This window comes from Frigoribacterium sp. PvP121 (genome assembly GCF_017833115.1).
Classification (GTDB): domain Bacteria; phylum Actinomycetota; class Actinomycetes; order Actinomycetales; family Microbacteriaceae; genus Frigoribacterium; species Frigoribacterium endophyticum.
In genome coordinates, this window is record NZ_JAFIBR010000001.1 from 2,969,594 (window position 1) to 2,991,335 (window position 21,742).

A 21,742-nucleotide genomic window follows, 5' to 3' on the forward strand; every position below is an offset into this window, starting at 1 on the left:
GGCCTCAGGCGGTGACGGCCCGCCCACCGGCACCCGGGGCCAGCAGCCGCCGGAGCACCGCCCGTTCGAGCAGGGTCCAGGAGGCGCTGGTCACGAGGTAGAGCGCGGCGGCCAGCGGGGCGAACGCCGCGAAGACGACGCTGACGAACGGCAGCACCCGCAGCATGCCCGTCATGCCCGGCACGGTGGCGGGGCCGGCGCTGCCCGGGGCACCGGGCACCGGTGCCCCGGCCGCAGCCGGTCCCGCCGCGCGCAGCGAGGCGCGCCGGGTCAGCTCGACGACGACCGCGAGCACGGCGAGCAGCACGAGGTACGGCCACACCGTCGCCAGGCCCGCGCCGAGGGCCACGGGCAGGTTCGCCCCCAGCACGGCCCCGCCCAGGGTGTGGCCCAGCAGCTCGTTCGCGTGGCCGGCGATCGTCGGGTGGGCGAAGAGCGAGTAGACGGCCATCAGCACCGGGGCCTGGGCGAGGGTCGGGAGGCAGCCCGCGAGCGGCGAGACCTTCTCCGACGAGTACAGCTCCATGAGGCGGCGGCTGCGCTCCTGGGGGTCGGTGACGCGGCGGGTCAGCTCGGCGACGCGGGGCGCGAGACGGCGGCGGCCGATCTCGGCGCGCACCTGCGAGACCCCGACGGGCACCAGCACGAGCCGGACGACGACGGTGAGCAGGACGACGGCGAGCGCCGACGAGAGGTCGCCCACGGCGGGCTCGACCAGGGCGGCGAGCAGGGCGACGAACGAGTGGAGGCCGTCGAGGACGACGGCGACGGGCGGGAAGGCGGACAGGTCCACGGAGGGGCTCCTCGGTCAGAGAGACGGGTGACGTCGTCTGGCCGCCGCGACGGGTCGCGGGTGAGCGTCGCGTCAGGCGGCCGGGAGCGCCCGGCCCGGAGCGCGGGCCCGCACGTGACCGTCCGCGTCGGGGTCGCGCTGGAACACGAGGAGGCGCACGTCGGCCCCCTCGCTCAGCACCCGTCGGGCGGGTGCGGGCGTGAGGCCGCACAGCGCCAGCAGGGCCCGGCCCAGCCCGGTCGCCACGAGCACCGTGGCGGCGCCGAGCAGCGAGACGACGACCGCGGCGGAGGCCGGGCCGCCGCCCTGGGCGGCGAGCGCCTGCGCCACGTGCTCGAGCGGCGCGAGCACGCGCGCCAGGAGCTCGAGCAGGGTCGTCATGCGAGCGACCCTAGCCGGTGAGGCGCTACCGTGGCGACTGTTCCGCTGAGGGCCGACCTCGGGAAGCCCGCCGCGCCTCCGGCGGTTGGGCCTCAGCAGACCGCGACACCGCTCCGCCGCCGGCGCCGTCGGTGGTCGTGACGCCCCTGCCTCGAGAGGACGCCCCATGACCGTCGACTGGATCACCCTGCAGCAGCGCGCACACGACGAGTTCGCCCGACGGGTGGAGGCGGTGGCCGACTGGGACGCCCCCACGCCCGACACCGAGTGGCGCGTCCGTGACCTCGTCCGGCACGTGACCCGCGAGCAGCAGTGGGTGCCGCTGCTGCTCGACGGCGGCGACCCGTCGGCCTCCGAGCGCTCGATCGAGCCGCTCGGCGACGACCTCGTCACCGCGTGGCACCGCTGGTCGTCCGCCGCGACTCTCGCCTGGGCCGAGGCCGACCCGGAGGCGCCCGTCCGGCTGAGCGCCGACGTCGTGCCGGCCCGGGAGTACCTCGCCGAGCAGGTCGCCGACGTCACCATCCACACCTGGGACCTCGCCCGGGCGATCGGCGCCGACGAGAGCCTCGACGACGAGCTGGTCGCGGCCGTGTGGACGGTCTTCGAGCCGCAGGCCGACGCCCTCGAGGCCTCCGGGCTGTTCGCGAGCCCCGTGCCCGTCGACGACGACGCCCCGCTGCACGTGCGGCTGCTGGCGCTGACGGGGCGCGACGCCCGCTGACCGAGGGGGCAGGCCCGGTCTGCCCTCGGCGACCACGCAGCTTCCCCCGCCCCCGGGCTGGTTCGATGGCCGCATGAGCTCCGACACCGTGCCCGACCGCCCCTGGCTGCACAGCTACGCCCCGGGCGTCCCCGCCGACATCGAGCCCGTCACCGGCACCCTCGTCGACCTCATCGACGACGCTGTCGCCGCGCACCGCGGCCGCACGGCCCTCGAGTTCTTCGGGCGGGAGACGAGCTACCGCGACCTCGGCGACGAGATCGCCCGGGCTGCCGAGGGCCTCCGCAAGCTCGGGGTCGGGGCCGGCGACCGGGTCGCGCTCCTGCTGCCCAACTGCCCCCAGCACGTCGTCGCGTTCTACGCCGTGCTGCGCCTCGGCGCCGTCGTCGTCGAGCACAACCCGCTCTACACCGACCGCGAGCTGCGGCACCTCTTCGAGGACCACGGCGCGACCGTGGCGATCGCGTGGGACAAGCTGGTCGACCGCCTCCGGGCGCTGCCGAGCGACATCGGCTTCCGCTCGGTCGTCTCGGTCGACGTCACGCGGGCGATGCCGCTGGCGACCCGGCTGGCCCTGACCCTGCCGGTGCCGGCGGCCCGCAAGTCGCGCGAGGCGCTCACCTCCCGCACCCGCGGCGACCTCAGCTGGCCCGAGCTCGTCTCGTCGCGCCCGCTGCGCCGAAGGCACCCGCGCCCCGCCCTCGACGACGTCGCCCTGCTGCAGTACACGAGCGGCACCACCGGCTCGCCGAAGGGCGCCGTGCTGACGCACCGCAACCTGCACAGCAACGCCGTGCAGGGCCGCGCCTGGGTGCAGGGCGTCCGCGAGGGCGAAGAGACCGTCTACGGCGTGCTGCCCTTCTTCCACGCCTACGGCCTCACGCTCTGCCTCACCTTCGCGATGAGCATCGGCGCCCGCCTCGTGCTGTTCCCGAAGTTCGACGTCGACCTCGTGCTCAAGGCCGCCGCGAAGCACCCGCCGACCTTCCTGCCGGCCGTGCCGCCCATCTACCAGCGCCTGGCCGAGGCGGCCGCGGAGCGCGGCGTCGACCTGACCAGCGCCCGCTTCGCGATCTCGGGGGCGATGAACCTGCCCCTGTCGACCGTCACCGCGTGGGAGGGCGTCACGGGGGGCATGCTCGTCGAGGGCTTCGGGCTGACCGAGACGTCGCCCGTCGCGCTCGGCAACCCGATGGGCCCGACGCGACGCCCGGGCACGGTCGGCGTGCCGTTCCCGTCGACGGAGGCGCGGGTCGTCGACCGTGACGCCCCCGACCCCGAGCGCCCGGTGACGCCGGGCGCGGCCGGTGAGCTGATCCTCCGGGGCCCCCAGGTGTTCCAGGGGTACTGGAACCGCCCCGACGAGACCGCCGAGGCCTTCCTGCCCGGCGGCTGGTTCCGCACGGGCGACATCGTCAGCATGAGCGCCGACGGGTACGTCACGATCGTCGACCGCATCAAGGAGCTCATCGTCACGGGAGGGTTCAACGTCGCCCCCTCGGAGGTCGAGGAGGCCGTGCGCGGCGCCGCGGGCGTGGCCGAGGTCGCGGTCGTGGGCATCCCCCGCGCGGGCGGCGGCGAGGACGTCGTCGCGGCCGTCGTGGCGAGCCCGGGCGCGACCGTCGACCCCGAGGCCGTCCGGGAGCACGCGCGGGAGCAGCTCGCCGCGTACAAGGTGCCCCGGCGCGTCGTCGTGGTCGACGAGCTCCCGCGCTCGTTGATCGGCAAGGTGCTCCGTCGCGAGGTCCGCGACTCCCTCATCGCCCGGCGCTGAGGCGGGCCTCGCCTAGAGGCCGCCCCAGCGGGAGACCGGCCAGACGATCACGAACGCCCGCCCGACGACGTGGTCGAGCGGCACGAACCCGTCGTAGGGCCCGCTCTGGTGCAGCCGGGAGTCGGCGGAGTGCGCGCGGTTGTCGCCCATCACCCAGATCGCGCCCTCCGGCACGGTCACGTCGAACGGGATGGTCGACGCGGGCCCGTCGGGGTCGGCCAGGTACGGCTCGTCGACCGGCTCGCCGTTCACGAGCATCCGCCCCTCCGCGTCGCAGCACGACACCGTGTCGCCCGGCAGCCCGACCACGCGCTTGATCAGCTCGTCGTCGCCCCCGACCGCCCCGCCGGGCAGCCAACCGCCCGGGTCGTGGAAGACGACGACGTCGCCGCGGTCGAGGCCCACGAGGTCGGGCACGAGCTCGTTGACGATCACCCGGTCGTCGATCATCAGCGTGTCCTCCATCGACGCCGACGGGATGTAGAACGACCGCACCAGGAAGGTGCGGACGCCCCACGACACGAGCAGCGCCACCAGCACCACGACGACGAGGTCGCGCAGCCAGCGCCACGACGAGGAGGGTCGACCGGGAGGCGCGGTGTCGGCCCCGGGGGCCTGTGCGGCCTGCGGGCCTGCCGTCTCGCTCATGGCGTCATCCTGCCAGGGCTGAGCCGCCCGTCAGCTGCGCACCGGTCGAGGCGGCCGCACGGCACCGCGCACCGCGCCGCACCGCGCCGCACGGCACCGCTCAGGCGGCGGTCCAGCCGAGGCGCTCGAGACGCGCCAGCGCGTGCTCCTCCGCCACGGGGCGTGCGCCGAGCACGCCGCCGATCGCCCCGAGCATCGCCTGCGCCGGGCCGGCGGTCGGCAACGCGACCGGGCCCAGGTGGGGAGGCTGCAGGTCGAGCAGCTCGCGGAACCTCGGCTGCAGGGTGCCCACGGCTCCGTTGAAGAGCACGGGGTAGCCGAGCCGCAGCACGGGGAAGAGCGGCGGTCGCCGGATGAACCGGACCACCTCGTCGGTCCGAGCCGTCCGCTCGAGCACGCCACGGCGGTCGAACTCCATCAGCTGGTGCTGCATCTCGGCCACGGTGCGGGGCGGGTCGACGACTCCCATGAGCTCACCGGCCGTGGCCCACTCGCGCACGTAGGCGTCCGGGCCGCCCGGCACCTCGCCGTGCCCCCACTGCTGGAACGCCGCGAGGAAGGAGTCGGCGAAGGCCATGTGCACCCAGCTGAGCAGCTCAGGGTCGTTGGCCGCGTAGTCGTGGCTCACGCCGTGGCGGTCGTCGTACTGCCCGACGACCTTCGTGTGCAGCCGCGTGACCCAGCCCGACGCTCGCGTCGCCGCCTCGCGGCTGCCGTACGACACGGTGTAGATCCAGCGGATCGTGCCGGCCAGGCGCCCGAGCGGGTCGTCGCGGAACCGCGAGTGGTCGTGCACCCCCGCGAGGGCACCCGGGTGGAGGGCCTGCACGAGCAGCGCGCGGACGCCCGCGGCGATGGTCGACATCGAGCCGTGGACCGCCCAGACGGCCGACCCCGGCAGGAAGAACCCCTCGTCGTCGCCCTTCTCGAGGTCGGTGACCCACTCGGGCGTGCCCGTGTACTGGCCGTTGAAGGTGTACTGCAGGCGGGCGCGGAGCGGCTCGGTGAGGGCGGGCATGCACCGATCATGCGCCGCCCGTCTGGGCGCGGGGGCCACGCGGGCGCCTTCTGTCTCGACGTCGAACCGCCTGGCCGGCACCGCGACTCCTCGACGGGGGCCCTCCGCGGTCGTGCGGGAGCCCGCGAGGAGGCGCGGTGCAGCAGGGGCGGCCGACTCAGTTCCCGTGCGCCTCCTCCGCGACGGGCTGCCACTCACGCCAGGTCGCGAGGCGCTGCTCGTAGTCGGCCTCCGCGATGCCGAGGGGAGCCTTGCCGAAGAAGACGCGGAGGGGCGGCTGCTCGGCGTCGACGACCTTGAGGATGGCGCCGCGCGTGGCGTGCGGGTCGCCCGGGTCGGCCGCCGAGGGGCGCCCCGACGCGGCCTCGCGCACCTCGGCGTAGGCCTCGAGCTCGTCGCTGCGGGAGGCCGACGGGCCCGACCAGTCGGTCGAGAAGCCGCCGGGCTCCACGAGCGTGACGTGCACGCCGAAGCCGGCGACCTCCTGCGAGAGCGCCTGGCTCATGCCCTCGAGCGCCCACTTCGACGCGTGGTAGATGCCGACGGTCGGGAAGGCGCTGACGCCTCCGATGCTGGAGACCTGCACGACGTGGCCGCTGCCCTGGGCTCGTAGGATCGGCAGCGCGGCCTGCGTGACCCACAGCGCGCCGAAGAAGTTCGTCTCGAGCTGGGCCCTGGCCTCCTCCTCGGTGAGCTCCTCGACCATGCCGAAGTGGCCGTAGCCGGCGTTGTTGACGACGACGTCGAGCCGGCCGAAGTGCTCGGCGGCGCGCTGCACGGCGGCGACGTCGGCCTCGCGGTCGGTGACGTCGAGCTCGATCGGCAGGAAGGCGTCGGGGTACTGCTGCACGAGCGCGTCGACGGTCTCGAGCCGGCGGGCGGTGCCCGCGACGCGGTCGCCGCGCTCCAGCGCGGCCTCCGCCCACTCGCGGCCGAAGCCCTTCGACGCCCCGGTGATGAACCAGACCTTGCTCACGGTGTTCCTCTCGTCGTGGTGACCGCCTCGGGTGGGGGCGGCCCCGATCATCCAACGCCGTAGAGTGGCCGGGTGACCATCGAGACCCCGCGTCCCTGGCTGACCTCCTACGCTCCCGGCGTCCCCCACGACATCGAGCCCGTCTCGGGCTCGCTCCTCGACCTGGTGGAGGGCTCGGCGAAGAGCTACCCGCGGTCGGTGGCCCTCGAGTTCTTCGGGGCGACGACGACGTACTCCGAGCTCGTCGAGCAGATCAGCCGCGCCGCCGAGGGCCTCCGCGGCCTGGGCGTCCGCCACGGCGACACCGTCGCCCTCGTGATGCCCAACAGCCCCCAGCACGTCGTGGCGTTCTACGCGGTGCTGCGGCTCGGGGCCATCGTCGTCGAGCACAACCCGCTCTACACGCCGCGCGAGCTGCGCCACCAGTTCGAGGACCACGGCGCCAAGGTCGTCGTCGCGTGGGACAAGGTGGTCGAGACCCTCCAGGACTTCCCCGCCGACGTCGCCCCCGAGGCGATCGTGTCGGTCGACGTGACCCGCGGCATGCCCCTCGCCACCCGGGCGGCCCTCCGCCTGCCGATCTCGAAGGCCCGGGAGTCGCGCGCCAAGCTCACCACGAGCGTCCGGGGCACGACGCCGTGGGAGAAGATCGTGGGCTCGTCGCGCATCAAGGCGAAGCACCCGGCGCCCGCGACGGACGACCTGGCGGTCATCCAGTACACGAGCGGAACCACGGGCACCCCGAAGGGCGCCCAGCTGACCCACCGCAACCTGCTCGCCAACGCCGCACAGTCGCGCGCCTGGGTGCCGACGATCGAGCGTGGCCGCTGCACCGTCTACGCGGTGCTGCCCATGTTCCACGCGTACGGCCTCACGCTCTGCCTCACCTTCGCGATGAGCATGGGCGCCCGCCTCGTGCTCTTCCCGGCCTTCGACCCTGCCCTCGTGCTCAAGGTCATGAAGAAGCGGCCGCCGACCTTCCTGCCGGCCGTCCCGCCCATCTACACGCGCCTCCGGAAGGCCGCCGACGACGCCGGCGTCTCGCTGCAGGGCGTCGAGGTCGCGATCTCGGGCGCGATGCCCCTCTCGGCCGAGGTCGTCGAGCCGTGGGAGGCCGAGAGCGGCGGTTGGCTCGTCGAGGGCTACGGCCTGTCGGAGTGCTCGCCCGTGCTCATGGCCAACCCGGTCGGGCCCACCCGCCGCGCCGGCACGGTCGGCCTGCCGCTGCCCGGCACCGAGGTGCGCGTCGTCGACCCGGAGAACCCGACCGTCGACGTGCCCGCCGGCGAGAGCGGCGAGCTGATCGTGCGCGGCCCCCAGGTCTTCAGCGGCTACTACCGCAAGCCGCAGGAGTCGAACGAGGTCTTCGTCGACGGCGACTGGTTCCGCACGGGCGACATCGTCACGATCGACCCTGACGGGTTCGTGCGCATCGTCGACCGCATCAAGGAGCTCATCATCACCGGCGGGTTCAACGTCAGCCCCTCCGAGGTCGAGGAGGTGCTGGTGCGCTTCGACGGCGTCACCGAGGCCGCCGTCGTCGGGCTGCCGAGCCCCGGCGGCGAGCAGGTCGCCGCGGCGATCGTCGTCGAGCCGGGCGCGACCGTCGACGTGCAGGCGCTCCGCACCTTCGCGCGGTCGCACCTGACGCCGTACAAGGTGCCCCGCCGCATCGTCGTGGTCGACGAGCTGCCCAAGTCGCTGATCGGCAAGACGCTGCGCCGCAAGGTCCGCGACCAGCTCGCCGACCGCTAGCCGGGCAGCCTGGCCCTGCCCGGGCAGCCCGGCGCTACCCGGGCAGCCGGCCCGCGAGCAGGGCGTAGAGCAGCGGCACCGCCGACGCGGCCATGAGCACCGTTCCGAGGCCGTCGTCGCCGGTGCGCAGCACGGCACCGGCGATGAGCAGGCCCGCGAAGAGCACGGCCGCGAGCACCCGGCGGGCCGTCCGCTCGATCCGGCCGAGCTGGCGTTCGATGCGCGGGCTGCCGACCTCGAGCGTGCCGTCCTCGAGCCGGGTCACGAGGTGGTCGAGCCGACCGGGCAGGCGCACGGTGACGTCGGCCGCGGCGAGCGCCCGACGTGCGACGTCCTGCACGGCGTTCCCGCGCTCGTCGCGCACGAGCTGTGCCGCGTAGGGCTCGACGGAGTCCCAGAGGTTGAAGACCGGGTCGAGGGCGCTGGAGACGCCGGAGGTGAGGGTGACCGCGCGGAGCACCAGCAGGAAGTCCTCGGGCAGCTGGAACGGCAGGGCCCGGATCAGGTCGCCGAACTGGCCGGCGAACTCGCGGTACTCGCGCGGGTCGACCTCGCGCAGCTCGGCGAAGCCCATGCCGCCGAAGCGGGCGAAGGTCGCTGACACGGCCCGCTCCAGCTCGCGGGTGTCGGCGGTGGGCAAGAGCACCCCGAGGTCGCGCATGGCGTTCACCATGCCGCTGCCGTCGCGGGAGGCGGCTGCGATCAGCAGGCTCCGCAGGCCGTTCCGGGTGCCCGTGGGCACCTCCCCCATCATCCCGAAGTCGATGAAGGTCAGGCGCCACGGGCGCTCGCCCGCGGCCGGGGCCACCGGGGTCACGAAGATGTTGCCGGGGTGCGGGTCGGCGTGGAAGAAGCCGTTCGTGAAGAGCTGGTCGAACATGACGGCGGCGAAGACCGGGGCGACCTCGACCGGGTCGATGCCGGCGGCGCGCAGCCCGTCGACGTCGGTGATCTTGATGGCCGAGACGTCCTCGAGCACGAGCACCTTGCGGGTGCTGCGCTCCCACACCACGTCGGGCACGCCGACGCGGTCGTCGTCGGCGAAGTCGGCGGCGAAGCGCGCCGAGGCCGCCGCCTCGTGGAGGTAGTCGATCTCCTCCAGGCTGGTGCGCGCGAACTCCTCGACGAGGGCCGGGGCGTCGACGCGGTCGGAGACCAGGCGGACGTGGCTCAGCCAGCCGCCGACCCTGCGCAGGGCGGCGAGGTCGACGTCGACGATCCGGTCGATGCCGGGCCGCTGCACCTTGAGCACCACGTCGACGAGGCCGGTGTCGGCGGAGTCGGCCGGCCCGAGCACGGCGCGGTGGGCCTGCCCGAGCGAGGCGGCGGCGATCGGCTCGGGAGAGACGCTCGCGAAGACGCGGTCGAGGGGCATGCCCAGCTCGGCCTCGGCGAGCGCACGGATCTCGGGGAAGGGCACGGGCGTCACCTCGTCTTGCAGGCCCTCGAGCTCCCTCGTGATCTCGGGCGGGAGGACGTCCAGTCGCGACGAGAGGTACTGCCCGACCTTGATCATCAGGCCGCCCAGGTCGAGCGCGAGCGCGTGGAAGCCCCTCGCGAAGCGCTGCATGCGTCGGGCGCGGGTGCGCTCGGCGACCCAGCGCAGGCCGAACCGCGGCAGCACGAGCTCGAACCACCAGCTCACCGCGAGGTGACGAGAGGCGAACCGGAGGATGCGGCGGTACCGGGCCCGCCCCGCGCGGTCGCGCAGGACGTCGCCCGGCTCACCGGCTCGGGCTGAGGCTGTGGGGGTCGGGACGGGGGCGGTCGGTGCCACCCGCGTCAGTCTCGAGCGAGGATCGAGTAGATGCGGCGACGGGCCTCGTCGAGGGCCGCCACCGCCTCGTCGATCTGCGCGGCGGTGCCGGTGCGGCCCACCTGCGCCGTGGCTCGGGCGAGCTCGATCCCGGCCTTGGGCAGGGCGGTGCGGCGGTCGCCGGACGAGCGCGGGGCCGACCACGGGTCGGAGGGGTCGACGCCCGCGGCGGCGCGGCCGGTGTCGGTCAGCGAGTGGACCTTGCGACCGTCGGTCTCCTCCGCGACGACGAGGCCCTCGTCGGCGAGCAGCTGGAGGGTCGGGTAGACGGAGCCCGCGCTGGGTTTCCAGTCGCCGCCGCTGCGCTCCTCGATCTCGTGGATGACCTGGTAGCCGTGCATCGGCCGCTCGGCGAGCAGCGCGAGGATGGCCGCGCGGAGCTCGCCCCGCGGGGCGCGGGCGCCGTCGCGGCGGTCGAAGGTCGACCGGAGCTGGTCCATGGCCTGCCACATGCCGTCGATGTCGACGGGGAACGAACCGGGTGTGCGCGAGGTGCTCATGATGATCTCCAGTCGAGGGTCGAGCGATGCCCGAACGATATACCTGGCCCCCGACACGGAGCCGGGCGGGCGCTCAGGCTGGCACCGCGCCTCCCGCGCTCGGCCCCGCCGTCGCCCGAGTGGTCACGAACGGCGCCTCGCGCCCCCTCCGGGCAGCAGTTCGCGACCACTCGGTCGCCCTCAGTCGCTCGGGACGAGCTCCCGGTCGGCGTCGGGGTCGAAGCCGTCGTCGTAGCGGTCGACGTCGAGCTCGACGACCTCGATGCGGAACTGGTCCAGGAAGCGTCGGAAGCCAGGGTCGAAGCGGAGGCGACGGGCGGCTCTGCGGGCCTCGCCCTCCGAGCGGAAGAAGCCGATCTGCTTGACGTCGACGAGCGGCCACTCGGTGTGCGACCCCCGCGGGCGGAGGTGCGTCAGCGACCAGACCCTCGTCACTCCTCGCGCCCCTCGGCGTCGTACGAGAAGAAGCCCCCGACCCAGGCAGGGTCGTCGACCGGCCACCGCTCGACGCGGAGGGGCTCCGCCTCGTCGACGTCGCCGAGCCGCCCGTCGAAGCCCCGCTGGGCCCGGGCGCGGTCAGCGGCCGCCCGGGCGCGCGCTCTCGTCGAGTACACGCCGAAGAGGCGGGGGAAGGCGACCTCCTCGTAGTCGTGCACCGTGGCGGTCCAGTAGTGCACGACGGCCCACACGAGGCGCGGTCTCGCCACAGCGGGCTCTGCGGATCGGCTCATGCGCCCAAGGTAGGGCGACGGCGAGGCAGGTGACGACCGAGCCTGGGCTACGACGCGGGCAGCCCGGCGGCGAGCTCGTCGAAGAAGCCGGTCCAGCCCGCGGCGGTCGCCTCGCGCTGCTCGGGCGAGAAGCCCGGCGTCTGCTGCGTGAAGCGCATGCGGGTGCCGCCGTCGACCGCGGCCAGCTCGACCACCATCGTCGCGCGAGCGGGCGAGGCCGGGTCGTCGGTGAGCGTCAGGACGAGGCGCTGGTCGGGCACGACCTCGATGAACTCGCCGGCCCAGCTGAGGGCGTTCCCGTCGGGCAGCAGCATCGTCGCCGACCAGGCCCGCCCCGCGACGGCCTCGTAGTCGAGGGCGTCGAGCGGCACGTCGACGGCCGGGCCGCCGAACCACCGTGCGAAGTCGGCGGCGGTCGTCCAGGCCGAGAACACGGCGGCGGGAGGCGCGGTGAAGGTCCGGACGATCTCGATGCCGTCGGCAGCCTGGTCGCTCATCGGGGGTGCTCCTCGGTTCGGTGGCGGGGGCCCGGGCGGGCGACCGGCCGGAGTCGGTGGTGGGCCCTCGCGGGCCTGGTGGCAGTGTCCCAGGCCCCGGCCGGCCGCGCCAGGGCCGCGCGACGTCGCACGCCCGCGCGCTGCTCAGCCCCAGGGCGGACACGGTCCCGCCCTGGGGAGGACGACTCCGGGCCGCCCGGCCCGCGACGATGGCCCGTGCCCTCGTCTGTGCGGGGGTGGTCGTGGCCGCCACCGCTGCAGCCCTCTCGACCCGGAGCGAGCGGCAACTCACCCTCGACGGACGAGCCCGGCCGGGGCGGGCCGCTGGCAGCGCTGGCAGCTGACCAGAGCTGCAGAACCCGACCACGCGCCTCCTGATGACCGGAAAGTCAGGTACCAGGACGCCCGGAGCAGGCGAACGGTCGGCAATTGCGACAGAGAGCGGCTGGGCACGGCGGGCGCGGCGGGGCGGGGCGGGGCGGGGGGGCGATCCGCCGGCCGGCGGGGCAACGGACGCCCAGGCCGGGAGGCGCGTCGTAGGCTCGGCCCGTGACCTCGACGACGACCACGCTGCCCACCTGCTCCCCCTCCGACCTGGGCGTCGACGCCCGGGGGCTGCTCGCCCTCGTCGACGGCCTGGAGGCGACGCCCGGCGTCGAGCCGCACGGCCTCGTCGTCGTGCACCGCGGCGCCGTCGTCGCCCGGGGCTGGTGGGCGCCCTACTCGGCCGAGCGCCCGCACCTCGTGTACTCGGTGAGCAAGAGCTTCACGGCCACGGCGGTGGGCATCGCCGCCGACGAGGGGCTGCTGACGATCGACGACACGGTCGTCAGCTGGTTCCCCGAGCTCGACGCCGAGGTGACCGACGAGCGCACGCGCCGGATGCGCCTCCGCCACCTGCTCGCCATGGCCAGCGGTCACCTGACGGAGACGCTCGACCGCGCCGAGGCGACGGATCCGACGAACGTCGTCCGCGGCTTCCTGCTCATCCCGCCCGAGGCGGAGCCCGGCTCGGTGTTCGCGTACAACCAGCCCTGCACGTACACGCTGGGCGAGGTGGTGCGCCGCGCCTCGGGAGCGTCGCTGGTCGACTACCTGCGCCCGCGCCTCCTCGACCCGCTCGGCATCGACGTCGCGGCGTGGCAGCGCGACGCGACCGGCGCTGAGCTGGGCTTCAGCGGCCTGCACACGACCACCGACGCGGTGGCCGCCCTCGGCCAGCTGCACCTGCAGCAGGGCCGGTGGGGCGACGAGCAGCTCGTCTCTCCGGCCTGGGTCGCCGAGGCCTCGCGGTCGCACGCTTCGACGGCGCACGAGGGCTCGGCCGACTGGCAGCAGGGCTACGGCTTCCAGTTCTGGGTCTCGACGCACGGCTACCGCGCCGACGGCGCCTACGGCCAGTTCAGCCTGGTCGTGCCCGAGCACGACCTCGTCGTCGCGATCACGAGCCAGACCACCGACACGAGGGCGCTGCTCGACCTCGTCTGGGCCACCGTGCTGCCGTCCCTCGGGGCCGGCGGCAGCGCCGACGACGACGCCCGCCTCGCCGAGCGGCTGGGCGCGCTGACGCTGCCCGGCGTCGCGGCCCCCACCGGCCACGGCGATCCGCTCGACGGCGCGTCCGAGGGCACCGTGACGGCCGGCACCTGGACCGCCGCCGACGCCGATCGCGACCAGCCGAGCCTCAGCGCGATCGAGGTCACGACCGACGGCACTCCGACGCTCACCCTGGTCGAGGGCGAGCACCGGCTCGAGGCCGCCCTGGGCCTCGGCGAGTGGCGCACCACCGGGTCCCTCGCCACCTGGGCCGAGCAGCACGGCGACCGCCTGCTCGTCGACGTGGTCTTCGTGGAGACTCCCCACCGCCTCCACCTCGTCGCCGACTCCGGCACCGGCACCGTCAGCGCCCGGTGGGAGACCGCGCCCCTGCACGGCCCCGACCTGCGGACCCTGCGGGCACCCGGCCCCGACGACGTCGCAACGCTCTAGAGCCGGGCCGGGCCGGGCCGGCCGTCGGGAGTCGCGGGTCAGGTCGGGTGCACCGTGTCGCGCAGGCGCCCCTCGGCCAGCCAGGCGAGGCGCCGCAGCGCCTCGTGGTTGCGCCAGGTGAGCGGGACGTCGAGCACGGCGTCCGGCACGAGCGCACCCGGGCCGCTCACGGCCTCCTCCGTCATCGTCACGAAGCAGCCCCCGGCACGGTCCGCGACGTCGATGCCGACGCGGGCCTCCCCCGCCGGCCAGCCGCGGGCGAGGAAGACGGCCCGCCGCGGGGCGTCCCACTCGAGCAGCGTCGTCGAGTCGTCGATGACGAGCGGCCACACGCCGAACGAGTGGTGGATCTTCGCGCCGGCCCGGGGCCACTCGCGTTCGACGTCGCGGATGCGCGACGCCCCGACGACCCAGCTCGGGAAGAGCCAGCCGTCGCTGAGGACGTCGAAGACGTCCCGCGGCGACGCCTCCAGGAACCTGTGCACGACGCTCACCGGCCGCTCCCTCCGTCGGGCCCCAGGCGGGGCAGGTGGTCGATGCCGAACTCGTGGCGCAGGGCGCTCTGCGCGGCGTACGCGCCCCCCATGCCGTGAACGCTCGGGCCCGGGGGCACCGACGACGACGCCAGGTAGGTGCCGGGCACGGCCGTCCGCCACGGGTCGGTCGAGAGCACGGGGCGGACGATCAGCTGCTTGAGGCTCGGGGCGCCGGAGGCGATGTCGCCGCCGACGTAGTTCGGGTCGTAGGCCTCGAGCTCGTCCGCCGACCGGGCGCTGCTGGCGAGCACCAGGTCGCGGAACCCGGGCGCGAACCGCTCGATCTGACGGGTGATCGCCTCGGTCATGTCGACGGTGCTGCCGTTCGGCACGTGCGCGTACGTCCACAGCGAGTGCTGGCCGGCCGGGGCCCGGCTGTCGTCGACGACGCCCGGCTGCACGGCCAGGACGAACGGCTCGGCCGGGTGCACCCCGCGCGCGACGTCGTGCTCGGCCCGCGCGATGTCGGCCCGCGTGCCGCCGAGGTGCACGGTGGGCGTCCGCCGCAGCTCCTCCGCGGCCCAGGGCACCGGCCCGCTGAGGGCGAAGTCCACCTTGGAGGCGCCTCCCCCGTACCGGAACCGCTCGAGACGACGTCGGTAGCCGGCGGGCATCTCGTCGCCCGCGATGGCGATCAGCTGGCGCGGGGTCACGTCGAGCAGCTTCACGCGCGCGTCGAGCTGTCGCAGGCTGGTCACGTCGACGCCCGTCTCGATCACACCACCGTGGGCCCGCAGGTCGTCGGCGAGCGCGTCGGCGATCACCTGGCTGCCGCCCCGGGGCACCGCCCAGCCGTAGCCGTGGCCGTGGACGGCGAGCGCGAGGCCCGCGGCGCCCGCCGACAGGCTCGGCATGGGGCGGATGGCGTGGGCCATCACGCCCGCGAGCAGCGCCCGGGCCTCCTCCGTGCGGAGCCCGGCGTCCCACCAGGGGCCGCCCTGGTGGAGGATGCGCAGCCCGAACTCGACCACCGTCTGCGGGTGGCGGGGCAGCTGGAGGATCGGCGAGAGCGTGAACTGCGAGAGCTCGGCCTCGATCTCGACGAGGCGGGAGAACATGCGGCGCCAGGTCGCGCCGTCACGGCCGAGGCCCTCGACGGTGCGCTCGAGGTCGCGGTGCGCGACCCCCGCGCGGCCGCCGTCGAGCGGGTGGCCGTACGACACCTCGGGCACGATCATCTCGACGCGCTGCTCGAGGCCCCAGCGCCGGAAGAACCCCGACGCCATCGCCATCGGGTGCACGGCCGAGCAGACGTCGTGCCGGAAGCCCGGCAGGGTCAGCTCCTTCGTGCGGGTGCCGCCGCCGATCGTGTCGTCGCGCTCGAGCAGCTGCACGCGCAGCCCGGCCCGGGCGAGCACGACCGCCGCCGCCAGGCCGTTCGGCCCGGCGCCGACGACGACGGCGTCGAACGCGTGGCTCATGCGCCCTTGCGCCCTCCGACCAGGGCACGCACGACGGCGACGCCCGCGCCGACCGCCCCGGCGCCCGCCAGGGCGTAGCTGAGGCCGCGGTTGCGCGTGTACCAGACCTGGGGGCTGGTGCTGCGGGCCTGGTCGTCGAAGATGCCGTGGGCGCCGTGGTCGCCGCTGGTGGGCTGGTAGAGGTTGTCGGGCAGCATGGCCTCCGACTTCTCGGGGGCCTGCTGGCCCGAGTAGCCCGACTTCGCGAGGTAGACGTCGAGGAAGTTCGCCACGAAGCGGTTGCCGAGCACGGTCATCACCGTGGGCTCGCCGAGCCACGTCCGACGGCGCGGCTTGTCGGCGACGTCAGCGATCGCGGTCGCGCCCACCTCGGGCTGGTAGATCGGCGGCACCGGCTTGGGGTGGTGCGGCAGGCGCGAGCGCACCCAGTTGAACTGGATGGTGTTCAGCGCGGGCATGTCGACGGTCGAGATCGCGACGGCGCTCCCGTTGTGGATCAGCTCAGTGGTCACCGACTCGGTGAAGCCCTGCACCGCGTGCTTGGCCCCGCAGTACGACGCCTGCAGCGGGATGCCGCGGTGGGCCAGCGCGGAGCCGACCTGGATGACGTGGCCGCGGTCGCGCGGCACCATGCGTGAGAGGGCGGCGCGCGTGCCGTTGACGAAGCCGAAGTAGTTGACGGCCGTGGCGCGCTCGAAGTCGGCCGGGTCGGTCTCGAGGAACTCCCCGAAGACGCCCACCATGGCGTCGTTGACCCAGAGGTCGATCTCGCCGAGCTCCAGCTCGACACGGGTCGCGGCGGCCTCGACCTGCTCGCGGTCGGCCACGTCGGTCGGCACGGCGAGGCCACGACGACCGGCGGCCTCCACGTCGGCGACGGCGCCGTCGAGGCCGTCCTGGCCGCGGGCGAGCACGGCGACGTCCCAGCCGCGCTCGGCGAGCTCACGCACGACGGCCCGGCCGAGCCCGGCCGAGCCTCCGGTGACGACGGCGACGCGGGGCTTCGTGGGGGTGCTCTTCGACATGGTTCTCCTGGCTCGTCGGCGGCCCGCTGGCTCAGGCCGTGCCGGGTCGACGGTAGTCCGACCCCGCTGGGCGGCGTCCGCCCCGGGGGACGTCACGGGGACGACCGGGCGGGCGCCGCCCTGGGGAGGGACCGCAGGAGGCGCGGTGTCAGATGTCGAAGCCGCCCAGGTCGCCGCCCCCGAAGTCGCCACCGCCGAAGTCGCCGCCGCCACCGCCGAAGTCACCACCGCCGAAGTCGCCGCCGCCGTCGCCCGCGTCGCCGCCGCCGTCGCCCGCGGCGCCGCCGTCGCCCGTGTCCTGCCCGCCGTCGCCGCCGTCACCGCCGTCGCCGTCACCGCCGTCGCCCGCTCCGCCCGCGACGTCGCTGCTCGCGTCGGGCAGGAACGCGCCGACGAGCGCCGAGCCCACGACGTAGCCCGCGACGGTGCCGAGCAGCGACCCGCCGATGATCGAGCCCATGCCCATGCCCGGGCGACCGCCTGCCTGCTGGCCCGGGCCGCCGGCCGCGCCGCCGCCTCCCAGGGTCCGCTCGAGGGTGCCCGGCTTCCGCAGCTCCGAGCGCGTGGCCGCCTGGGCGAGCGACCCGGCGTCGTCGCCCCGGGGCTGCTCCCCCTGGCCGGCCTCACGGCTGAGCTCGTCGAAGACCATCCGGCGCTGCTCGGGGCTCAGCTTCTCGAAGGCCTCGGCGTGGACCTGCTCGATCGTCTCGGGCGGCGCCGTCCGCAGCAGGTACCGGTAGCGCTCGACGGCGATCTCGTCGTCGCTCCGCGCCGGTGCCCGCCCGCCCGGCGCCTGTGCCTGTGCCTGTGCCGGTGCCTGCTGGCCCGCGGCCTCGTCGTCTCGTCCGAGCAGCCTGTCGAGGAATCCCATGGTGCCGTCCTGTCTGTCGGGTCGGGGCGTGGGCCCCGACGGGTCTCCGACAGTACGGACGACCGGCCGACCGCGCCTGGGCGCGCGGTGCGGATCAGCTCCGAGCGGAGTCGCGGGCGGCGGCGCGACGACGGCGCACGGCCCGCAGCACGAGCCAGAGCACCACCCCGGCGATCGCCGCGTAGACCGCGTAGTCGAGGTACTTCGCGTAGCGGTCGATGAGCTCGTACTGGGTGCCGAGGGCGGCCCCGAGCAGGATGAGGAGGGCGTTCCAGAGCCCGCTGCCGACGACGGTGAAGAGCGTGAACGTCGCGAGCGGCATCTTCTCGGCGCCGGCCGGCAGCGAGATCAGGCTGCGGACGCCGGGCACGAGGCGACCGAAGAAGACCGCCGACCGCCCGTGCCGGTGGAACCAGTCGGCCGCCTTCCGGAAGTCGTCGCGGTCGACGAGGGGGAGCTTCGACAGCAGCGTGATGCTGCGCTCGAGGCCGATCACGGCGCCCAGCCAGTACAGGACGAGCGCGCCGACGTAGGCGCCGAGCGTGCTGACGACGATCAGCAGGACGATGTTCATGGTGCCCTGCCCGGCGAGGAACCCCGCGAGCGGCAGCACGATCTCGCTCGGGATCGGCGGGAAGACCGTCTCGACGAAGGTCAACAGCCCCACGCCCCACTCGCCGAGGGCGTCGATGACGCGCGCCGCGACGCCGACGAGCCCGTCGAGCTCCTGGACGGACGAGGTGGCGCCCTGCGCGACGACCGTGGACGACAGGCCCCCCGACGGGCCCGCGAGGGCGGAGGAGGCGGACGGGGAGAGCACGGCGGAGGAGGTCATGGGTCCCTGGGTCGGTTCGGTGCCCGCGGTCGCCACGGGCCGGATCGGCTCCGTCGAGCATGCCAGCGCGGGCTGGACGACCGCCCACAGGCCCGTGTCGCGCTCCGGCCCCGGCCCGCCCGGCACGGTAGATTGGCGGACGACCGCACCCCCGCCTCCTCGTCCCTCGGTGTGGACTCCACGACACGGCTGAACAGGACTTCCATGGGATCGCTGATCTACGGCACCTCCGGCATCGAGGTCGAGTTCGATGACCGCGTGCTCGAGCACCTCCAGATCGTCATCGCCACGAAGCTCCGACGGCGCGAGTCGTTCTTCTTCTCGTGGCGCGACACCCAGAAGGTCGGCGACGGGCGCAGCAGCATCTGGCTCGACCCCGGCATCCCCCTCTACTTCAAGTACTCCGGCGGCCGCGTGCCCGCCATCAACCGTGACTGGCTGACCGAGCTGACGGCCTCGTCGAACAGCTCGTCGGGCCTGGTGCTCACCGACGAGCCCAGCAGCGACAACAGCGTCAAGCGCAAGTAGCGAGGGCAGGCCACCAGGCCGACCGGCCGCCGGGCCCCGCGGAGTCGCGGAGCGGTCCTCGAGCCCTGCTCAGCCGCCGTCGTCAGCGCCGGGTGCGCCCGCCCCGCCGGGCCAGGGCCGCCGCCCCGCGCCACCCCAGCAGGAAGACGCCGAGCACGACGATCGTCACGACGACGAAGCTCAGCTGGACGCCCTGGCCGCTCGCGACCCGGAGCAGGACCCCGAGCACGACCGTCGACACCCAGACGACCGCGCCGGAGGCGAGGCGCGGCAGGGGCCAGCGCACGCCGACCACGCTCAGCCATCCCACGACGAGGCCGACCGCGAACGGCCACAGGGTGACGGCGAGGCCGGGCAGGTCGAGGCCCTCGGCGTGGCTGCGCCGGCCGATGACCACGAAGGCGACGACGAGCAGGGCGTCGAGGGCGAGGGCCCACCACGGCAGACGACGGGCGGGGGCGGCGGAGCGGGGCGTGGTCATGGTGTCCTCGGGGGGTGCGGGCGGGTGGGGCGCGCTCAGCGCGGCGGCTCGAGCGTGCGCGAGAGCTCGGCCAGCAGCTCCTCGACCTGGGGCTCGACGAGCCGGTCGACGGCGTCGGCGATCCGCTCCCGCTGGCCGACGACCGCGAAGCAGACGGCGGTGCCGACCGACTGGGCGTGCTCGTCGGCCAGCGCGAGCTCGCGGCGGAGGGCCGCCTTCGCCTCGTCCGAGAACTCCGGTTCGTCGTCGAAGCCGGCGGCGTGCCGGGCGGCCTCCTCGGCGGCGAGGCCCTCGAGGGTGAAGAGGAACGGCTGGCCGGGCTCGGGCTCGGGGTCGACGTCGAGGCCGTCGAACTCCAGGGCGAGGCCCTCGTCGGGTCGGTAGCCGTCGACGCCGACCTCGGCGGCCCGACGGAGCTCGCGGGTGACCAGGGGCAGGTTGCGGGTCGTGTACGAGTCGACCTCGTCGTCGACGATGTGCCGCAGCCGGTTCAGCAGCGCGTGCTGCACCGCGTGCGGCACGTCGCCGTCGAACCCGGCGGCGACCGCGACGGGCGAGCCGAAGCAGACCCGGCAGACCCGGGTGCGCGCCCGTGCGGTGCCGATCCGCCACCGGGGCAGCCAGCGCAGCCAGGCGTCGACCGCCGTGCGCACCTGCCCCTCGAGGGAATCGACCATGACGACGAATCTAGGGCCCGAGCCCGGGAGACGCCCGACACGCCCGGGCGAGCCGTCAGCCCTGGTCGACGGTGACGAAGTCGATCAGCTGCTCGACCCGGCCGAGCAGCGCGGGCTCGAGGTCGCCGAAGGCGCGCACGCGGCCGAGGATCCGCTGCCAGGCCGCGGCGATGTCGGCCTGGTCGTCGTGCGGCCAGCCGAGGGCCTCGCAGACGCCGTGCTTCCACTCGACCGAGCGGGGCACCTCGGGCCAGCGCGTGAGCCCGAGCCGTGCGGGCACGACGGCCTGCCAGACGTCGACGAACGGGTGCCCGACGACGAGCACGTGGCGACCGTGCGGGCCCCTCGCGACCGCCTCGGCGATGCGGCTCTCCTTCGACCCGGGCACGAGGTGGTCGACGAGCACGCCGACGCGGCGCTCGGCGGTCGGCCGGAACTCCGCGAGCACCTCGGCGAGGTGGTCGACGCCCTCGAGGTACTCGACGACGACGCCCTCGACGCGCAGGTCGGCGCCCCAGACCTTCTCGACGAGCTCGGCGTCGTGTCGGCCCTCGACGAAGATGCGGCTATGGCGGGCCACCCGGGCCCGGGCGTCGCCGACCGCGAACGAGCCGGAGGCCGTGCGGGCCCGGCCCTGCGGCGCCGCCCTCGGCACCCGGAGCGCCACGGGCGCACCGTCGATGAGGAACGAGCCGGAGAGCGGGAAGGCGCGGACGCGCCCCTTCCAGTCCTCCAGCTCGACGGTGCCCGCCTCGACGCGCACGACCGCTCCCGTGAAGCCGCTCCGCGCCTCCTCGACGACGAGGTCGCGCACCGCGTCGGTGGGGGTCGGCGCAGGGCGCGACGAGCGCTTCCAGTCGCCGCTGAGCACGTCTCGGCCGTACCGGTCGTCATCCACGGGTCGAGCCACCTCCCTGGTGGGGTCGTGAGCCCGGCGCGCGGGGCGCCCGGGGTCGGGGCTGGTAGGGCCGGGGCGGGCCCGGGCGGTCGGCGCCCGCGGCCGGGGCCGCGCCGGGGCGCGGCGGGGCGGACGAGGCCGGGCCCCCGGCCCGTGGCTGCGCGGCGCGCGTGCCCGGAGCGTCGCCGGGGCGGGAGGAGCGCGGGGAGGCGGTGGTCGAGTCCGCCGCGGAGCCGCGGCCCGCCTGCCGCCCGGGCCCCGCCGCCCCGGCGGGCAGAGCCGCTGCCGCCCGGGCCTCCCGACCGGGGCGGACCGGAGCGGGGCGGGCGTCGGGAGCGAAGCCGACCGTGAAGGCGACGACGAGGCCCCCGAGCAGCAGGAGCACGGTCAGCCCGGAGACCGCGGCGGGCAGCCACCACGTCGCGAGGGCTCCCCCGCGCTGGGCGAGCATCGTCACGACGAGCTCGACGGCGACGGACCACCACGCGACGGCGAAGCCCCGGGCCAGCCACACCGCGAGCCGGCGGCGCAGCTCGGGTCGGCGGCCGGGGGCCTTCCAGTGCTCGGCGTGCGGCACCAGGAGGTGCCGGGCGGGCGTCCACGCCAGGAAGGCCGCGCAGACCAGGTAGGCGACGAGCGTGCCGACGAGCAGCACGCCGACGACGAGCACGAGGTCGACCCGGCTCGCGGCGAACGCGACCGCCCCGGTCTCGGGCTCGTGCACGAGGGCGACCCGGTCGGGCAGGGCCGACCACGAGACGAGCAGGGCTACGCCGGCGACGGCCAGCGCGAGGCCGGCCGGCGCCGCGGCGCGGATCGTCGGCGGCACGGTCACGACGACCGGCCGCCGACGAGGGGAGCGGGCGGG

At 75.1% G+C, this 21,742-nt stretch carries 24 protein-coding genes; 5 read left to right on the forward strand and 19 right to left on the reverse strand.

The window, feature by feature from the left end:
• Positions 1-4 precede the first annotated feature (4 nt).
• A complete protein-coding gene (gene yidC / locus JOE43_RS13845; protein WP_209518505.1) occupies positions 5-793 on the reverse strand; it encodes a membrane protein insertase YidC in 789 nt (262 codons plus the stop codon).
• Between the two features lie 72 nt (positions 794-865).
• Positions 866-1,174 (reverse strand): DUF6412 domain-containing protein, encoded by a 309-nt coding sequence (locus JOE43_RS13850; protein WP_245187161.1) that lies wholly within the window; start codon positions 1,172-1,174, stop codon positions 866-868.
• A 166-nt stretch (positions 1,175-1,340) separates the two neighbouring features.
• Between JOE43_RS13850 and JOE43_RS13855 the strand changes: the two genes are divergently transcribed.
• Together JOE43_RS13855 and JOE43_RS13860 are read left to right on the forward strand one after the other, a co-directional pair.
• Complete coding sequence (locus JOE43_RS13855; RefSeq protein WP_209518507.1) at positions 1,341-1,898, forward strand: TIGR03086 family metal-binding protein; 558 nt, start codon at positions 1,341-1,343, stop codon at positions 1,896-1,898.
• Between the two features lie 73 nt (positions 1,899-1,971).
• Positions 1,972-3,672: a long-chain-fatty-acid--CoA ligase gene (locus JOE43_RS13860; RefSeq protein WP_209518509.1), complete on the forward strand. Its 1,701-nt coding sequence runs from the start codon at positions 1,972-1,974 to the stop codon at positions 3,670-3,672.
• A gap of 12 nt (positions 3,673-3,684) precedes the next feature.
• Here the strand turns inward: JOE43_RS13860 and lepB are convergent, their stop codons facing one another.
• The 3 genes from lepB to JOE43_RS13875 form a co-directional block, all read right to left on the reverse strand.
• A complete protein-coding gene (lepB, locus tag JOE43_RS13865) occupies positions 3,685-4,320 on the reverse strand; it encodes a signal peptidase I (protein ID WP_209518511.1) in 636 nt (211 codons plus the stop codon).
• 100 nt (positions 4,321-4,420) lie between these two features.
• The gene (locus tag JOE43_RS13870) at positions 4,421-5,338 is read right to left on the reverse strand and encodes an oxygenase MpaB family protein (RefSeq protein WP_167259707.1); all 918 of its coding nucleotides are present in this window, start codon (positions 5,336-5,338) and stop codon (positions 4,421-4,423) included.
• Between the two features lie 157 nt (positions 5,339-5,495).
• The gene (locus JOE43_RS13875) at positions 5,496-6,314 is read right to left on the reverse strand and encodes an SDR family oxidoreductase (RefSeq protein ID WP_307803382.1); all 819 of its coding nucleotides are present in this window, start codon (positions 6,312-6,314) and stop codon (positions 5,496-5,498) included.
• Positions 6,315-6,386: 72 nt separating this feature from the next.
• On the opposite strand from JOE43_RS13875, the gene JOE43_RS13880 reads away from it, so the two are divergent.
• The gene (locus tag JOE43_RS13880; RefSeq protein WP_209518515.1) at positions 6,387-8,069 is read left to right on the forward strand and encodes a long-chain-fatty-acid--CoA ligase; all 1,683 of its coding nucleotides are present in this window, start codon (positions 6,387-6,389) and stop codon (positions 8,067-8,069) included.
• Between the two features lie 34 nt (positions 8,070-8,103).
• Here JOE43_RS13880 and JOE43_RS13885 read toward each other — a convergent pair whose 3' ends face one another.
• From JOE43_RS13885 to JOE43_RS13905, 5 genes are all read right to left on the reverse strand, one after another.
• Entirely contained in the window at positions 8,104-9,780 is a 1,677-nt protein-coding gene (locus JOE43_RS13885) for an AarF/ABC1/UbiB kinase family protein (protein WP_209519255.1), read from the reverse strand.
• A gap of 71 nt (positions 9,781-9,851) precedes the next feature.
• A complete protein-coding gene (locus JOE43_RS13890) occupies positions 9,852-10,385 on the reverse strand; it encodes a PadR family transcriptional regulator (RefSeq protein WP_245187162.1) in 534 nt (177 codons plus the stop codon).
• Between the two features lie 180 nt (positions 10,386-10,565).
• Entirely contained in the window at positions 10,566-10,820 is a 255-nt protein-coding gene (locus tag JOE43_RS13895) for a hypothetical protein (protein WP_209518517.1), read from the reverse strand.
• Positions 10,817-11,116 carry a hypothetical protein gene (locus tag JOE43_RS13900; protein ID WP_209518518.1) on the reverse strand — a complete coding sequence of 100 codons (300 nt, stop codon included), beginning with the start codon at positions 11,114-11,116 and terminating at the stop codon, positions 10,817-10,819. The genes JOE43_RS13895 and JOE43_RS13900 overlap by 4 nt, the downstream gene beginning before the upstream one ends.
• A 47-nt stretch (positions 11,117-11,163) precedes the next feature.
• Complete coding sequence (locus JOE43_RS13905; RefSeq protein ID WP_209518520.1) at positions 11,164-11,613, reverse strand: SRPBCC domain-containing protein; 450 nt, start codon at positions 11,611-11,613, stop codon at positions 11,164-11,166.
• A gap of 549 nt (positions 11,614-12,162) precedes the next feature.
• Here JOE43_RS13905 and JOE43_RS13910 point away from each other — a divergent pair.
• The gene (locus JOE43_RS13910; protein WP_209518522.1) at positions 12,163-13,602 is read left to right on the forward strand and encodes a serine hydrolase; all 1,440 of its coding nucleotides are present in this window, start codon (positions 12,163-12,165) and stop codon (positions 13,600-13,602) included.
• Between the two features lie 38 nt (positions 13,603-13,640).
• On the opposite strand, the gene JOE43_RS13915 is transcribed toward JOE43_RS13910, so the two are convergent.
• The 5 genes from JOE43_RS13915 to JOE43_RS13935 form a co-directional block, all read right to left on the reverse strand.
• Positions 13,641-14,096, reverse strand: a complete 456-nt coding sequence (locus JOE43_RS13915; RefSeq protein ID WP_056056505.1) for an SRPBCC domain-containing protein — start codon at positions 14,094-14,096, stop codon at positions 13,641-13,643.
• Entirely contained in the window at positions 14,093-15,559 is a 1,467-nt protein-coding gene (locus JOE43_RS13920) for an NAD(P)/FAD-dependent oxidoreductase (RefSeq protein ID WP_209518524.1), read from the reverse strand. Before JOE43_RS13920 ends, JOE43_RS13915 begins: the two co-directional genes overlap by 4 nt.
• On the reverse strand, positions 15,556-16,584 hold the full coding sequence (locus tag JOE43_RS13925; RefSeq protein ID WP_209518526.1) for an SDR family oxidoreductase: 1,029 nt from the start codon (positions 16,582-16,584) through the stop codon (positions 15,556-15,558). The genes JOE43_RS13920 and JOE43_RS13925 overlap by 4 nt, the downstream gene beginning before the upstream one ends.
• Before the next feature lie 148 nt (positions 16,585-16,732).
• Positions 16,733-17,455: a hypothetical protein gene (locus tag JOE43_RS13930; RefSeq protein ID WP_209518528.1), complete on the reverse strand. Its 723-nt coding sequence runs from the start codon at positions 17,453-17,455 to the stop codon at positions 16,733-16,735.
• Positions 17,456-17,549: 94 nt separating this feature from the next.
• On the reverse strand, positions 17,550-18,290 hold the full coding sequence (locus JOE43_RS13935; RefSeq protein ID WP_209518531.1) for a DedA family protein: 741 nt from the start codon (positions 18,288-18,290) through the stop codon (positions 17,550-17,552).
• Between the two features lie 204 nt (positions 18,291-18,494).
• On the opposite strand from JOE43_RS13935, the gene JOE43_RS13940 reads away from it, so the two are divergent.
• The gene (locus JOE43_RS13940; protein ID WP_209518533.1) at positions 18,495-18,818 is read left to right on the forward strand and encodes an ATP-dependent DNA ligase; all 324 of its coding nucleotides are present in this window, start codon (positions 18,495-18,497) and stop codon (positions 18,816-18,818) included.
• Positions 18,819-18,900: 82 nt separating this feature from the next.
• On the opposite strand, the gene JOE43_RS13945 is transcribed toward JOE43_RS13940, so the two are convergent.
• The 4 genes from JOE43_RS13945 to JOE43_RS13960 are packed head-to-tail and all read right to left on the reverse strand — an operon-like array spanning position 18,901 to position 21,709.
• On the reverse strand, positions 18,901-19,299 hold the full coding sequence (locus JOE43_RS13945) for a DUF3054 domain-containing protein (protein WP_209518535.1): 399 nt from the start codon (positions 19,297-19,299) through the stop codon (positions 18,901-18,903).
• A 35-nt stretch (positions 19,300-19,334) separates the two neighbouring features.
• Positions 19,335-19,976: a spermidine/putrescine ABC transporter substrate-binding protein gene (locus JOE43_RS13950; protein ID WP_209518537.1), complete on the reverse strand. Its 642-nt coding sequence runs from the start codon at positions 19,974-19,976 to the stop codon at positions 19,335-19,337.
• 55 nt (positions 19,977-20,031) lie between these two features.
• On the reverse strand, positions 20,032-20,874 hold the full coding sequence (locus JOE43_RS13955; RefSeq protein ID WP_209518539.1) for a DUF3097 domain-containing protein: 843 nt from the start codon (positions 20,872-20,874) through the stop codon (positions 20,032-20,034).
• The gene (locus tag JOE43_RS13960; protein WP_209518541.1) at positions 20,867-21,709 is read right to left on the reverse strand and encodes a hypothetical protein; all 843 of its coding nucleotides are present in this window, start codon (positions 21,707-21,709) and stop codon (positions 20,867-20,869) included. Before JOE43_RS13960 ends, JOE43_RS13955 begins: the two co-directional genes overlap by 8 nt.
• Positions 21,710-21,742 lie beyond the last annotated feature (33 nt).